The organism is Terribacillus saccharophilus (assembly GCF_000725365.1).
In the GTDB taxonomy this organism is placed as follows: Bacteria; Bacillota; Bacilli; order Bacillales; family Amphibacillaceae; genus Terribacillus; species Terribacillus saccharophilus.
Genome location: NZ_CP008876.1, coordinates 1,371,807 through 1,386,782, shown reverse-complemented (window position 1 = coordinate 1,386,782; position 14,976 = coordinate 1,371,807). Strand labels below are relative to the sequence as shown.

At 43.3% G+C, this 14,976-nt stretch carries 13 protein-coding genes and 1 pseudogene; all 14 read right to left on the bottom strand.

Features of this window, described 5'->3' with window-relative positions; translation table 11 throughout:
* Positions 1-133: 133 nt before the first annotated feature.
* Positions 134-1,279 (bottom strand): Ger(x)C family spore germination protein, encoded by a 1,146-nt coding sequence (locus GZ22_RS07005; RefSeq protein ID WP_084160681.1) that lies wholly within the window; start codon positions 1,277-1,279, stop codon positions 134-136.
* On the bottom strand, positions 1,254-2,366 hold the full coding sequence (locus GZ22_RS07000; RefSeq protein WP_051748098.1) for a GerAB/ArcD/ProY family transporter: 1,113 nt from the start codon (positions 2,364-2,366) through the stop codon (positions 1,254-1,256). Before GZ22_RS07000 ends, GZ22_RS07005 begins: the two co-directional genes overlap by 26 nt.
* A 12-nt stretch (positions 2,367-2,378) precedes the next feature.
* On the bottom strand, positions 2,379-4,016 hold the full coding sequence (locus GZ22_RS06995) for a spore germination protein (protein ID WP_051748096.1): 1,638 nt from the start codon (positions 4,014-4,016) through the stop codon (positions 2,379-2,381).
* Positions 4,017-4,142: 126 nt separating this feature from the next.
* Positions 4,143-5,063 carry an AAA family ATPase gene (locus GZ22_RS06990; RefSeq protein ID WP_038560418.1) on the bottom strand — a complete coding sequence of 307 codons (921 nt, stop codon included), beginning with the start codon at positions 5,061-5,063 and terminating at the stop codon, positions 4,143-4,145.
* A 142-nt stretch (positions 5,064-5,205) separates the two neighbouring features.
* A complete protein-coding gene (gene hfq / locus GZ22_RS06985) occupies positions 5,206-5,439 on the bottom strand; it encodes an RNA chaperone Hfq (protein ID WP_038560416.1) in 234 nt (77 codons plus the stop codon).
* A gap of 41 nt (positions 5,440-5,480) precedes the next feature.
* Positions 5,481-6,410 carry a tRNA (adenosine(37)-N6)-dimethylallyltransferase MiaA gene (gene miaA, locus GZ22_RS06980; RefSeq protein ID WP_038560414.1) on the bottom strand — a complete coding sequence of 310 codons (930 nt, stop codon included), beginning with the start codon at positions 6,408-6,410 and terminating at the stop codon, positions 5,481-5,483.
* An 85-nt stretch (positions 6,411-6,495) separates the two neighbouring features.
* Positions 6,496-6,951, bottom strand: coding sequence for a Dps family protein (locus GZ22_RS06975; protein WP_038560412.1), 456 nt, complete (start codon positions 6,949-6,951; stop codon positions 6,496-6,498).
* A gap of 36 nt (positions 6,952-6,987) precedes the next feature.
* Positions 6,988-7,134 (bottom strand): peptidoglycan-binding domain-containing protein, encoded by a 147-nt coding sequence (locus GZ22_RS18845; protein ID WP_245609720.1) that lies wholly within the window; start codon positions 7,132-7,134, stop codon positions 6,988-6,990.
* Positions 7,135-7,215: 81 nt separating this feature from the next.
* Positions 7,216-7,611, bottom strand: a pseudogene (locus tag GZ22_RS18840) (M23 family metallopeptidase); the annotation flags it as partial.
* A gap of 110 nt (positions 7,612-7,721) precedes the next feature.
* Complete coding sequence (gene mutL, locus GZ22_RS06965) at positions 7,722-9,560, bottom strand: DNA mismatch repair endonuclease MutL (protein ID WP_038560409.1); 1,839 nt, start codon at positions 9,558-9,560, stop codon at positions 7,722-7,724.
* Positions 9,561-9,572: 12 nt separating this feature from the next.
* Positions 9,573-12,167 carry a DNA mismatch repair protein MutS gene (gene mutS / locus GZ22_RS06960; RefSeq protein WP_038560406.1) on the bottom strand — a complete coding sequence of 865 codons (2,595 nt, stop codon included), beginning with the start codon at positions 12,165-12,167 and terminating at the stop codon, positions 9,573-9,575.
* Positions 12,168-12,280: 113 nt separating this feature from the next.
* Positions 12,281-12,856: an outer spore coat protein CotE gene (gene cotE, locus GZ22_RS06955; RefSeq protein WP_038560403.1), complete on the bottom strand. Its 576-nt coding sequence runs from the start codon at positions 12,854-12,856 to the stop codon at positions 12,281-12,283.
* Positions 12,857-13,045: 189 nt separating this feature from the next.
* Positions 13,046-13,408 carry a YlbF/YmcA family competence regulator gene (locus tag GZ22_RS06950; protein ID WP_038560401.1) on the bottom strand — a complete coding sequence of 121 codons (363 nt, stop codon included), beginning with the start codon at positions 13,406-13,408 and terminating at the stop codon, positions 13,046-13,048.
* Positions 13,408-14,967 (bottom strand): tRNA (N6-isopentenyl adenosine(37)-C2)-methylthiotransferase MiaB, encoded by a 1,560-nt coding sequence (gene miaB, locus GZ22_RS06945; RefSeq protein WP_038565749.1) that lies wholly within the window; start codon positions 14,965-14,967, stop codon positions 13,408-13,410. The genes GZ22_RS06950 and miaB overlap by 1 nt, the downstream gene beginning before the upstream one ends.
* Positions 14,968-14,976: the final 9 nt, after the last annotated feature.

The following is a 14,976-nucleotide window of genomic DNA, read 5'->3' as shown; positions in this document are numbered from 1 at the left end:
AAGCCTTCGCATTTTTGCGAAAGCTTAAAATCATCTTGTTAGAAATGTTGTCAGTTAGCATCATGTATGTGCTATTCAGTATAACTGACAACTTCACTTACTTTTTCATTCTTATTTTTACAGGTTATTATGGTCAATCTTTCACCATATCTCCTGTGTTGATTATCTTTATCTTCGCATCATACGACACATCTGCATCTGCAAAATGCATATCCCAACCTTTTTTCATCTTTTTATAATCCCTTGGATAACTAATCCTGAAACTATCGTGAAATTCGATAACGTCTGATTGATATTCTTTTTGAAGCTTATTCATCGTGTCTTCCATTAACTTGACTACCTTTTTTTCTGCCAAATGCTCGAGCTTTTGAATATAGTGCTCGGATAAATTGTTAGATGACTGAGACCAGTCCTCTGATATCCAACCCTGTGAGGTTACTTTTACACGGAAAGTCAGTCTGCCATCCTTGTATAGCGGCTCTACCTTTGTTTTATAATGCTGCACTTCATATACAATCGTATTGTCTTTTTCATCCTTGAAATTAAGCAGGCCACCCTTTCCTTCTCCAGTCAGCCAATTAATTCCTTGGACATCGTCATCTGTCAAAAAACCGGCGAGTTTATTATCTTTCCCTCTTATCACTCCTGCACCTTGCACCAATATAGTATTTTTCTCCTTGATTACATTCGGCAATATAAAACTAACATGCGAGGATAAATTAGCAGCAATATCGCCGACTCGCACTGGCGGGAGCATCTTCATTGTAGATGTTTCATTGTCAAAGATGTTGCCAATGTAGCTGCTTGGTATCTCCCCTTCTATATTCGTATCCAATACTGCGCTCGCTTGCTGCTTACTTAGCACCACAACTGGGCTTAGACGCGTCACATTATCACGTAAGATTTGGTCTAGCAAAATCGAAAGATCGTATCTCGTTGCCGTTTCTTGATTGATTACAATAGAAGCCAGATGATCCGTATAAACTGGATATGGCAACTGGAGGGATATACTGCGCAGAATATCGTGAAGGGAATCCCCTTCCAAGGTAATATCCTGATACATCTTTCCCTGTTGAGCGGATGCTTGCTCCCCCTTCTTCTTTGTGACAGCAATCTGCGTCGTATGCTTAATAGGAGTCTCTTTATTCTCACTGCTATCGAATCCAAAGCCAATGACAAAAGACATATCTTCAATATCTGAACTGTCCCAGCAGCCAGAGAGGAAAAGCAGCACTATAAGGCAAGCAAAAATGTTACGTTTCATCTTTTGTCTCGCCATCCTGCTTCAGCCTCCTTACAAGCGCAATCAAGAGAAGTATCCCAGGCACAATGAAAGAGAAGACAAAGCTCGTCCAGCCAATAATTGTTCCCATTTTTTCTAACTGATTCAAATCCCGAGGTACTAAACAAATAATGTACACCGCAGCTAATAGTATATAATTCGCTTTTTTATATGAAATACGCGTCAGCGTAGAGATCCCTTTTGCAGCCACATACTGACAGACAACATATGTTGTAAACATCTGAATCAGCCATACGACTAAAAATAGCGATTCAAAACGTTCAAACAAAATACCTTCATATTCATACTCTTGTATGAGGGCAAATGTCGGCCATTTTTGATGCTTCATTCTTTCTACTGATAGCCCTCCAGTAATGATTACGACTGCGAACAAATAAATGGAAACTGGTATTGCTAATCCAAAAAAGGCAACTTTTTTAGCATCTTTAGGATTCTGCATCATGGCAATGAATACAAGCAAAAACTCTAATCCGCTAAAAGTAAGGAATGTGGGCGTCAATCCTTTCAAAACAGGTGCTGCACCTAATCCGAACAGCGGCCGCAAGTTATTGAATTCAAAAACTTTGAAACCAAGAGCAAACACCAGTATAAAAACAAATATACAAAGAGGTGTGAGCAGCTCAATCAGCCGAGCAATAGGATTGATACCGCCTACTAACAAATACATTGCTACCCAGTACATACTGATAAGAATGACACTGATTGGCGTCTCTTCCAGCAAATAAAACTGGGTTAGTTCACCCATGGAACGGATTTCAAATGAACCGATCAAAAGGGCATATCCAATAAAGCAAACACTAAGTATTGTTCCTACCCATTTGCCTACAATTAGCTTATTAAATTCAAAAAAAGTAAGCCGGTTAAACCGAAGACTCAAAGACACGATAATAAGACATGATAGATATCCGCATATACCGCCTATAAGAACACATATCCACAAGTCAGGCGTTCCTACTTCAATCGCCAGCGTTCTAGGCAGTGTGAAGATACCTACAGCAATTAATGTTGAGGAAAGCAATGTTATCATTTGAATTGTTGTGATTCGAGTTGTCCCCATCTTCATATTCTGCAGCTCCTAGTATTTCTTTCTTCTGACTTGATCCTTTGGAAAATATTCTGCCGGCCGCTTTCTCATCGTAAACAAAGGCATGCGAAGGAAAAAGTCTTTCCAGTCATCTTTACTGTAAAGTGTGCCCGGCGTTATATACGGCACACCGAAACTCCTCAGTTTAACCGTATGGACGCAAATAGCCAAAAAGAATAAACTGATTCCGTATAGTCCAAGAAAAGCAGCGGAAAACATGGCAAGAAACCGGAGTACTCTTAGTGCAATACCTGCACCATACTGTGGTGAGACAAAAGAAGCGATTGCTGTCGCTGCTACAACTATGACCATAATCGGACTTACTAACCCAGCTTGAACAGCTGCTTCCCCGATGATCAGGGCACCAACCAAGCCGACTGTCTGTCCAACAGGCCTCGGAAGTCTGAGACCCGCTTCCCTCAGCAATTCAATCGATACTTCCATAAGAAGAGCCTCTATAATTGTTGGAAACGGAACCCCAATCCTCGTCCCAGCTATTGCCAGTGCTAAGTCTGTAGGTATCAAACCTTGATGAAACGACACGAATGCTATATAAAAGGATGGAAGGAAGATACTTAGGAAAGCTGCAACATAGCGAAGCATTCTTATCAGCGACATTGGAATCCAGCGCTCGTAATAATCCTCTGGTGACTGCAACATCATTGAGAACGTTGTTGGCACAATGAGTGCATATGGAGTGCCATCGAGCAATATGGCAACTCGTCCTTCCAAAATTGCTGCCATAACGCGATCTGGTCGCTCTGTTGATTGTACTTGGGGGAAAATAGACAAATAATTATCCTCGATCAGCTGTTCAATATAACCCGTTTCAGCTGCATGATCTATATCCAAATTATTAATTCGCTCTTTTACTTCCACTAAAAGCTTTTCGTTAGCGATATCCTTCAAATAAGTAACGCTCAACTGTCTTTTCGTTCTCTCCCCCACTTCAAAGTCTTCGAAGGTCAAATTTGGATCAGTAGTCATTCTGCGTAGCATGGCAGTATTATCACGGAGGTTTTCAATAAAACCCATCCTCGGACCCCTTACAAGAGTTTCAGTTATTGGCTCCTCCATACCACGTAATATCCATTTTTTTACACTCAGTACAAAAACTTCTTCTAGTCCGTCAACCAGAAGAAGAACAGAACCAGATAGGAGCTGCCGTACAATCTTATCTGAATCTTTCATCATTTTCACATCACTAACCTCAATCGTGTGAAGCAGCAGATAATCCTTTATGCTTTCTGTTTTGAAAAAGTTCAGCCCTGATTTCGCCTGTTTCGCATTCAGGAGTGGATGAAGAATAGACTGTTGCAACAGATGCTGATCAACCAATCCATCAATATGCACAATACTGCAGCTTCGATTATCCATTCCTAGCTTGAATTGACGGAAAATGATATCAGAGCTGTCCCCAACAATCGCTTTTATCTGTTCTACATTTACTGATATCTTTGTCGATAATACAAAATTTTGAATGAAGTGCTGCTCTTTTCGTTTATGTGTCTTTTTACGAAGTTCTTTCAATTTGTTGCTTAGCACTGTAAATCCGACTGGAATAAGAAATACAACGATAGTCCCCAGCCATACATCCGTTCGGATAAGAAATTCCAGTATATTTCCCATGATTTGCACTCCTTGCTAAGTATTGTTCCCTAGCAATTTATAGCTATACACACCATATATAAATGGGTATTCATGGAAAAAAGCTCAAGCGTGCTTTACACACACTTAAGCTTTTGATACACTACGTCATTCTTCTTGACTCAAATCAGCAACAGTCACTTTCATCAGTTCCTCAGTAGACAGATGGTGATCATAGCGCACGAGCCGGACCGCTTGCATCCGAATCGATTTTTCGATGATATTTCGTACAAACCGAGCGTTTGAAAAATCCGCTGTTCGTTTTGCTTTCTGCTGCACGATTATCTCTTTCAGCTTCCATTCTGCTTCTTTGGTCAATTGATACTCTTTTTCAGCAAACATTCCTTTTGCGATATCCATAAGCTGTTCGGATTTATAATCAGGGAATTCGAGTTGAATAGGAAACCGCGAGCGCAATCCTGGATTCAAGCTCATAAAATGCCCCATTTCTCTGGGGTAACCGGCAAGGATAAGTATGAAACGGTTAGAGGCGTCTTCCATATGTTTAACAAGCGTATCAATAGCTTCTTTCCCGAAGTCCTTTTCTCCGCCCCGAGCCAGCGAGTAAGCCTCGTCTATAAACAGGATCCCACCCATGGCACGCTGGACAAGAGCCCGCGTTTTCTGAGCAGTATGCCCAATATATTCTCCAACTAAATCTGCTCTTTCCGCTTCAATAAAATGACCTTTATCTAACACGTTCATGTCGTGGAAGACGGATGCAAGCTTACGGGCTACCGTCGTTTTCCCAGTACCGGGATTGCCTTCAAACAGCATATGCAGCACTTGCTTTTCTTGTTTTAATCCCGCTGCTTCCCGTTTCCCGTTGATATGGACATTTGCATAAATTTCTTTGATTGTTTTCTTGAGTTTTTCCATTCCGATAAAGGTGGAGAATTCCTGATCGATATGACGGAATGGATCGATATCGCGCTTGACAGTTCCACTTTGCAGCTGTTCCGTCTCCTGCTGCCTGTTTTTCAGGACGATATTGATTTTCCCTTTTGCATTCGTAACTTGAGCTTCCACATGATCACCCCTCACTGCTGTAGTCTACGCTCAAGACGGGTAGGCCGTGACAAATGCCCAATGGTCTTTTTCTACTTTATTCAGCAGCCGTGCGCTTTACAACCACAAAACAAAACGAGCGCCATATGGCGCTCGCTCCGATTTAGCTCTGTTCTTTATAATCCAGCGATACATTCTTCACTGGGGAGAATGTGGAAATCGCATGTTTGAAGATTAATTGCTGTCTACCTTCCGTTTCGAACAATACAGTGAAATTATCAAAAGCCTTCACCGTTCCGCGGATTTGGAAGCCATTTGTCAGGAAGACAGTGACCTGCATACGTTCTTTGCGTAACTGATTAAGATATTGATCTTGAATATTAACAGATTGAGACATCTATTCCCCTCCTAATTTCTATACGGTTCCTATTTCTACCTTTATTCCAGCTTTCCTGCAAGTTCTTCTAAAATAATTCTAAATTTTTCATTTTTTGTCGCAGGAGTGATTGCATACCAGTCCACATCCATCTTATTGCGGAACCAGGTATATTGCCGCTTGGCATATCGCCTGCTATTCTGCTTCAACTGGTCAACCGTATCTTCCCAGTCCATTTTCCCTTCCAGATAAGGGATAAACTCCTTATACCCGATTGCCCGCATAGATTGGGTATCTTGAATCCCACTTTCGACCAGACGCTTGACTTCTGCCAGCAAGCCTTCCGCTAGCATTTTATCAACTCGCAGATTTATCTGCTCATAAAGAAGATCCCGTTCCATATCCAACCCTATCATTATTGCGTCATAACGAGCATCTGGCTCTGTTTCTTCGTGATCACTCATTCTTTTCCCCGTACGATGGAATATTTCAAGCGCACGAATGACGCGGCGGATATTATTAGGATGAATGCGCTCTGCCTGCACTGGATCGACTGCCTGCAGCTGTTTGTGCAAATGCAGCGGACCATGAGTTTGAGCCTCCTGTTCCAGCTGCTGCTGATAGCTGTCATCTCGTTTTGCTTCTGAAAAATCATAAGCATAAAGGGCTGCTCGTATGTATAAACCGGTCCCGCCTGCAATAATAGGCAGTTTTCCTCGGCCTGCAATATCTTGAACACAAGCCTCTACATCGGCTTGAAAATCAGCAGCTGAATAATTTTCATCCGGATCACGGATATCAATCAAATGGTGCGGAATTCCTTGCTGTTCTTCTTTGGTTACTTTTGCCGTTCCAATATCCATGCTTCTGTATATCTGCATGGAATCGCCACTGATCACTTCACCGCCATATCTCTTGGCGATATCGATACTCAGCTGTGTCTTGCCGACACCAGTAGGTCCGACAACGACGATTACTTTCTGCTTGTCCATGTCATTCTCCTTCTTTAACATGTCATTAGTTTAGCATAACACTGCAAAGAAAGATAAACGAAAAGCCGTGCGCGTTACGCACAGCTTATCGATCGGCGTCAATAAGATATTTCGACAAGCGGATTGCCTCGTATTCCAGCTTGCCAAGTATATCAACAAGCAATCCTGCGGTCGCATCATCTTCCTGCCTTTTCGCAAGCGGTATGCCTGTTATCTTGATCTCTTGTGCCAGCTGACTATAATCATGGCGCATTGTCTTGACTACCTCATAATCTTCATCATCGGCCTCGGCTTCTTTTATAGTGGCTTCCTGCAGAAATTTACTCATGACAGCAATTGGTCTGCCACCGATGGCAAGTACTCGCTTACCTAAACATTTCTTTATATCATCCAGCTGCTCGTGCAAATCCTCGGTATATTGTTCAATCACATAGCCATATGGACCTTTTGCATACCAATGATAACGCTGTAGTTTTACGTGCAGCACACTCACATTGGCTATCTGCTGGTTAAGAAAGTCTACAAGATGTTGATTTTGCATGACTAACGCCTCCTCTGGCTGTCAGCATGCCCAAAATCAGAACAATCTATTCCAAGTAGCCTGGCCAACAATACCATCCACACCAAGTCCATTATTTCGCTGGAAATTGATGACTGCCTGCCTTGTATTCGGTCCGAAAATTCCATCTGCTGTTACGCCTAGCGCCCGTTGGATACGGCGCACATTTTCTCCTCGGGATCCTGACCGGATATAGCTTCCTGGATATCTGACACTCGTAGTCTGCTGCGCACTGCTTGCTGTAGAACCAATATAATTGAGCGGATTGACCGCATTGGATTTTTCAACATTCCATCTGCCTCTGTGCAATTCAAAATGCAGATGCTGACCAGTGGAATCACCTGTGTTACCCATATAGCCGATGAATTGACCTTGTCTGACAGTATCACCTACACGAACTTGCCGGGATCCGGAACGCATATGAGCATATACCGTTTCATACGTCTGACCATTTAGCTGGTGCACAATAAAGACAACTTCTCCATATGATGTAGATACATATGACCTGCTAACAGTACCTGCCGCTGCTGCGACAATACGCACTGTACCAGATTGGGCCCAGTCGACACCATTATGATCCGATCTTGCTCCTCGAAAGCCGCTTGTCAGCCTGCCTGTTGTCGGTTTGATGAATAATGCCATACGAATACTCCTTCCTGTCATTTTTTAGGTTACAGGATAGTATAAGCAGGCTGCCATACTGATGGAGCGGTGAATACCTAGACAAGCAAAAAAGGCGCAGTTGCCTGCGCCTATTGTACTCGTTTGAAGAGTTTCTCCAGTTCATAGGAAGTAAAACGGATAATAATCGGCCGCCCATGCGGACAAGTGAACGGATCCTGTGATGTGCGGAGTTCTTCTAAAAGATGAAACATATCATCATAATTTAGATGATGATTCGCTTTAATAGATCGCTTGCAGGACATCATAATAGCTGCTTCTTCTCGTAATTTTCGAATGTCCACTTTACTTTCTTGCATCACTTGTTCGACGATTTCTCGTATGATTTCCTCTTCAAAGCCTTTCGGGAACCATTGCGGATGGGATCGTACAATGTACGTGTGACCGCCAAACGATTCGAAAAACAATCCGACTGCCTCTAGCTCAGTCTTATGCTGTTCGACAATCAATGACTCTTGCTGAGTGAAATCAAACGTAAGCGGAATGAGCAGCTCTTGGAGCTCTTTTTCCACTTCTCCGATTTTTTCCCGGTAATACTCATATTTAATCCGTTCCTGAGCAGCATGCTGATCGATGAGAAAAAGGCCTTCTTCATTTTCAGCAAGTATATAAGTTCCATGATGCTGACCAATTGGATACATCGCAGGCACCGCATACTCCGGCTCCGTTTCTTTCTCAATCGCTACATACTCGGGTTCTTGCACTATATCAGGAGATGATTCAGTGAATATCTCAGGTTCCGGCTGCCGCTGCCGCTCTTCAATCATCGGAGGAACTGTTTCTTTCACTTTGTCAAAGAACCATTGCTCCTGTTCTGGTTCTGCTTCCGGTTCCTTTGCTGGTTTACTTTCAAAGAAAGTGAAGCTTTGCTGTTCACTTTTTTCTTGTATTTTCTTCTGTTTAGGTGCGACAGCTTCTGGAATCAGCCGCTGCTGTCGAAGTGCTTTTGAGACAAGCTGCTCAACAGCATCAAATAATTCCTTTTCTTTACTGAAACGAACTTCCAGCTTAGCTGGATGCACATTCACGTCCACTAAGACTGGATCCATCTCGATAGTTATGACGGCAAGCGGAAATCTCCCGATAGGCAGCAGCGTATGGTACGCCTGCATAACCGCTTTTGCCAAGACAGGATTACGAATGTATCTGCCATTAACGATGAACGATACATACTGGCGGGACGCACGATTTATTTCTGGTTTGGCCGCAAATACTTCCAGCTTGTAATCCAATGTTTCGTGTGATGCTTTGACCATTTTCTTAGCTACCGAATTACCGTAAATCTGAGCAGCAATCTGAAGCATATCTCCTCGGCCAGAGGACTGGAACATCGGTTTATCGTTATGAGTGAGTTCAAACCGTATTTCCGGGTGAGCAAGTGAAAGCCGGTTAATCACTTCTGAAACGTGACCAAGCTCGGTATGAATTGTTTTCATATACTTAAGCCGGGCTGGCGTATTAAAGAACAAATGCCGTACCGTCATCTCGGTTCCTTTACGAGCATCACATTTGCCTCTTTCTTTGATTGAACCGCCTTCCATCACAAGCTTCACACCAGCATTTTCGCCTGTGCTTGTCTTGATTTCCAGCTGGCTAACCGCTGCAATACTGGCTAATGCTTCCCCTCTAAACCCGAGTGTGCGGACATGGAATAAATCATGTTCATTTCGGATTTTGCTTGTAGCATGGCGGAAAAAGGCCCGTTCCACATCATCCGGTTCCATACCATCACCATTGTCGACAATTTTGATTTCGGTCAGCCCTGCTTCCTGAACCGCCACCTTAATAACCGTACTTCCGGCATCAATACTGTTTTCTACCAGTTCCTTGACGACCGAAGCCGGCCGCTCGACCACTTCACCTGCTGCAATCTTATTCGCTAAATCATCCGACATCAATTGAATCGCCATATGGGAACCTCCTTACTTTTTTGTTGCCATTTGCTGTAATTTATATAATAGATTCATTGCTTCAAGCGGTGTTTGCTCCATCAAGTTAATGGATGCAAGCTCCGCTATCACTTTATCAGCCTTATCGTTTTGTTTCGCTTTTTTCTTCTCTGGTTCAGGCTCTGAGAAGAACGATAGCTGGATGTCATCCTGCTCTTGCGTTGTTGGTTTGGATATAGCCGGTTTTTCTCCCTGTCCTTCTAGCTCTTGGAGAATATGGGAAGCACGCTCAATAAGACTCTCTGGCAGCTTAGCCAATTTTGCAACGTGAATGCCGTAGCTTTCATCTGCAGCTCCTTCACGTATTTGGTGAAGGAAGACAACATTGCCATCATGTTCTTCTGCTCTGACGTGGACATTCCGGAGTTTGTCCAAGTTCTCATCAAGACTCGTAAGCTCATGATAATGGGTAGAGAATAACGTCTTGGCATGGATATTGTTATGAACATATTCAATAATGGCTTGTGCCAGTGCCATTCCATCATATGTGCTAGTTCCTCTGCCGATCTCATCCAGCAGGATAAGACTTCTGTCGGTGGCATGCTCCAATGCATGTCTCGACTCCAGCATTTCAACCATAAAGGTACTCTGACCGGAAACAAGATCGTCCGCCGCACCAATACGAGTAAATATTTGATCAAACAACGGCAGATCAGCAGCTTCACACGGGACGAAACATCCAATTTGCGCCATGATGCTTGTTAAAGCCACTTGGCGCATATACGTACTTTTACCGCTCATGTTCGGACCGGTGATCAGCAGGATATCAGATGCATTTCCCATCTGCACATCATTTGGTACAAACTGCCCTGTTTTCATCACTTTTTCAATAACAGGATGACGCCCTTCTGTAATGGCCACGGACCGATTTAGATTGAATGTCGGACGAGCATATCGCTGCTTTTCACTCACTTCTGCGAAGCTTTGCAGCACATCCAGTTGGCTGATTTGATCTGCAAGCAGCTGAAGAGCAGGGATGTACGTTTTGACATGATCCCGAATTTCCATGAACAAGTTATACTCAAGTTCCACGCTCTTTTCCTGCGCTTCTAAGATGAGTGCTTCTTTTTCCTTCAGTTCCGGCGTGATAAAGCGTTCTGCATTGCTGAGTGTTTGTTTACGCTCGTATTTCCCTTCAGGAAGCAGCTGCAGATTAGCGCGTGTTACTTCGATATAATAGCCAAACACTTTGTTATAGCCGACTTTAAGTGATTTGATGCCAGTCTCCTCACGCTCTCGCTTCTCCAGTGCCGCAATCCATTGTTTTCCGTTTCTTGAAGCATCTCTGTACGTATCAAGCTGTTCGTGGAAACCGTCCTTCAAGATACCGCCTTCCCTGACACCGATTGGCGCATCTTCATGCAAACTTTTCTCAAGATATTCGCTCAACTCTGGGAGTGGATTAAGTGCTTTGCCCATTCGCTGCACTTCTTCTTCCGCAAAATCAGACAAAACCTGCTTCAATTCAGGCAGTTTCTCCAATGTACGTTTGAGCTGCAGAAGATCTCTGGCGTTAACATTTCCGAAGGCGACTCGGCCTGAAAGTCTTTCTATATCATAAACAGATTGTAAATGCTGACGGATTGTATCACGTTCGAAGAAGTGATCAAGAAAAGCTTGAACTAAATCCTGGCGTTTTGTGATCGCTTCTTTCTGAAGAAGTGGACGCTCCAGCCATTTCTTCAGCATCCGAGCTCCCATTGCTGTAACTGTGTCATCCAGTACCCATAGAAGACTCCCGTGCTTGCCCTTCTTCAAAATCGTCTCTGTCAGCTCTAAATTACGCTTTGAATACATATCCAGCGTCATGAAGTGTTTAAGCTCCATCACTTGAAGCGGCTTCAAGTGATCCAAACCCCGCTTTTGAGTTCTTTCCACATAGTTTAACAGCATGCTGAAGCAATCTAGCAATCTTGCATCTGCCACATCACCTGTAAGTATTTCCAGTGACGCGCTCGTGCTGCTGCTATCTTGGTAGGATAATGTGACACCAAGGCGCACCTGTAAAGCCTCCTGCAACTGCTGATCCAGCTCTTCGCTAATGACGATTTCCCGCACCGGCTGATTGTATAGCTCACTTAAAAGACTATCCAATCCACCTTCAAGCAAGGCAGCCCGATTTTCTCCCGTTGAAAGGTCATGATAAACAAGACTATATGTACGATCATTGTTTTCATGTACAGCTGCCAGGTAATTATTCTCCTTTTCATCCAGCATACCGTTTTCCATAACGGTCCCTGGTGTTATCAGCTGGACTACTTCCCGTTTTACAACCCCTTTGGCTGTCTTCGGATCCTCCACTTGTTCACAGATGGCCACTTTGTAGCCTCGCGATACTAGCGTTCTTATATAATTATCAGCTGAATGATAAGGAACACCGCACATCGGCACTTTTTCCTCAACACCAGCATTCTTGCTTGTTAAAGTGATTTCTAACTCCTTTGTCGCTTTCAGCGCATCATCAAAGAACATCTCATAAAAATCCCCAAGCCGGAAGAAAAGGAATGCATCCTTATAGTCGGCTTTTATTCTTAAATATTGCTGCATCATTGGTGTGTAACCTGCCATTTTCCTACTCCCCTGTTTCATTGCAATTAGTACTATTATAACACAGGTATTTTATCTGTTTCTTCTACAGTGTCATTCTGAATAATACAAAAAACGAGAGCATCAGCTCTCGTTCAGTCTTCATCGTCATCCTTTTTATCCAAAAAGTCAGGATCTACATCTTTAAAATCATCTTCAGTCAGCTCATAATCCCAATCTTCTTCCACATCTTCCACTACACAGCCATCAGGATCTACTTTCACACAAAGCTTCGTTTCTCCGATAACTTCAACAAGGAATTCCTTCTCCACTTCGACGAAAATCTTCTGTCCGTGCTGTACGATCTTGCATTCCAGACAGTTTGGCTGCTGAATTGCTTTTGCGTAAACCTCGAAATCGTCATCAACGCAGTTCTCGTCTTTGATGCTCAATTTTATCAATTCCTTATACTCTACACTTTCTGAAACAACATGTGTTTTCGTATTATCATTATACGAATACCATACGTTGATATCATAAGTGCCGACTACTTCCACCCCTTTATCACCTTTCTTTTTCGCGTGATAGCGGTGGTTGATGATCCAGCAGCCAAGGATGCTTGATGGTTTGTGTTCCGGACGGATATGATCGATATTCTTGCTAAATTTACGTCCGCGGCCAATGACCGCTTTCGTGATGATCTCACGGTAATTCTGCTCTAGAAAACCCATCTTGCAAAAACCTCCTCTTTTTACATAGTCATGTTATGCAGGGTGTTCACCTATGGTGTCAGAAAAAATACAATCTCCTACCACAGCTGGACGCTCCTTCATTCTATGCATGTGCCTAAAAGAAGGTTATTGAAAACTTTTCGACTGATGAACGTAAAAAAAATAAAAGCCCAAAAAAAAGAAACGGACTTATTTGTCCGCTTCATCATCCTTGAAAACCGTATGCTGGATGTTTTGGGTAATACTCTGTAGAATATGGTTCGTGACAACCTGGGATTCCTTGAATTCCTGGACGACAGGGATGCCATCGATTTTTTCCTGTATCTCATCGATTTCCTTTTCCATCTGCTGCTGTGCTTCCCGCTTACCATAAGCCTGAAGATTGACAGCCTGCTTCTGCTTCATTTTAATCTGATTGATATATGTTTGCACCTTCTTGTTCTCATTAAGCTTCGCTTCCAATTGGTGAAAGTGTTCAATCTCATCCAGATTGCCCATGTCATCAGCCAAAGCTTCCGCTTGCTTGAGAATATCTTCGGTGGAATAACTCATTAGATTTGTACCTCCGCTATTGTTTCTGCTAATTCACCATCGAGTGACCATGTCTTTGCCTTCGTAATCCTGACTGGAATGATTTTTCCGATTACTGACTTTGGCCCTCGGAAATTGACTAGCTTGTTCTTCTCGGTATAACCCGCCAAAACGTCCGGGTTCCGTTTGCTTTCCCCTTCAACTAGCACATGCACGATTTTGCCTTCATAAGCGCGCATGGATCTGGCTGCGTGTTCATCTATCATTCTATTCAACCGCTGCAGGCGCTCCCTTTTCACTTCCATAGGGATATTATCTTCCCAATTAGCTGAAGGTGTTCCTTCACGAGGAGAATAAATATACGTATACGCTGCCTCGAACCCAACTTCCTTTACAAGAGTTAATGTCTCCTGAAACTGCTCTTCGGTCTCATTCGGAAAACCAACTATGATATCTGTCGTAAGCGTCGCATTCGGGATAGAACGTCTGATCTTATTTACCAGAGTCAGATATTCTTCTCTCGTATACCTCCGAGCCATAACCCGGAGTATGTCACTACTGCCGGATTGAACAGGTAGATGGATATGATCGAGGAGATTGCCGCCTTGAGCTAGTACCTCTATTAGTTTATCATCAAAGTCCCTTGGATGGGAAGTCGTGAAACGCACACGTGGTATAGCAATCCGGCTGATTTCGTTCATCAAGTCCCCAAGCCCGAAATCCAAATCAGGCAAATCCTTACCATATGCATTCACATTCTGTCCCAGTAGTGTAATCTCCTGATACCCCTGAGCCGCTAGCTGGCGCACTTCCTGGATGATATCCTCCGGACGCCGGCTCCGCTCCTTACCACGCGTGTATGGAACGATACAATAAGTGCAGAACTTATCACAGCCATACATAATATTGACCCATGCCTTTATCTTACCTTTACGTGCTTTTGGGAGATTCTCGATGACATCGCCTTCTTTGGACCACACCTCCAGAACCATTTCCTTATTGAAAGTAGCTTCTTTTAAGAGCTGCGGAAGCCGGTGGATATTGTGTGTCCCGAAAATCAAATCTATATGATGATGTTTCTTCAAAATTCGGTTTACTACTGCTTCCTCCTGGGACATGCAGCCGCACACCCCGATTATTAATTCAGGCTTCTCAAGCTTTAATGGTTTCAAATGACCAATCTCTCCGAAAACTTTATTCTCAGCATTCTCCCGAATGGCACAAGTATTGAGGAGAATCACATCAGCCTCGTTTGTCTCCGTTGTCGGAGTATATCCCATCTCGATAAATAGACCAGCCATCACTTCTGTATCATGTTCATTCATTTGGCAGCCGTATGTACGGATGAGGAACTTCTTGCCAAGTCCAGCTTCCTGCATCTCTGCTGGAATAGTGAAATCATAATGGAACTGAACATCTTCCCTGCGTCGTTTCTTTGCCTGCTTCAAATTAGGCGGCTGGTACGTCGTCTGAAAATATTTTGCGAAATCAGCTGTGGTTTTCTCATGAAGCGGCTTCTCAACTTGTCTCGTCTGTTCTGCAGCTATCAAAGTCACGGATTTACGCTGTTCCTCATTCACTTGTTCCTG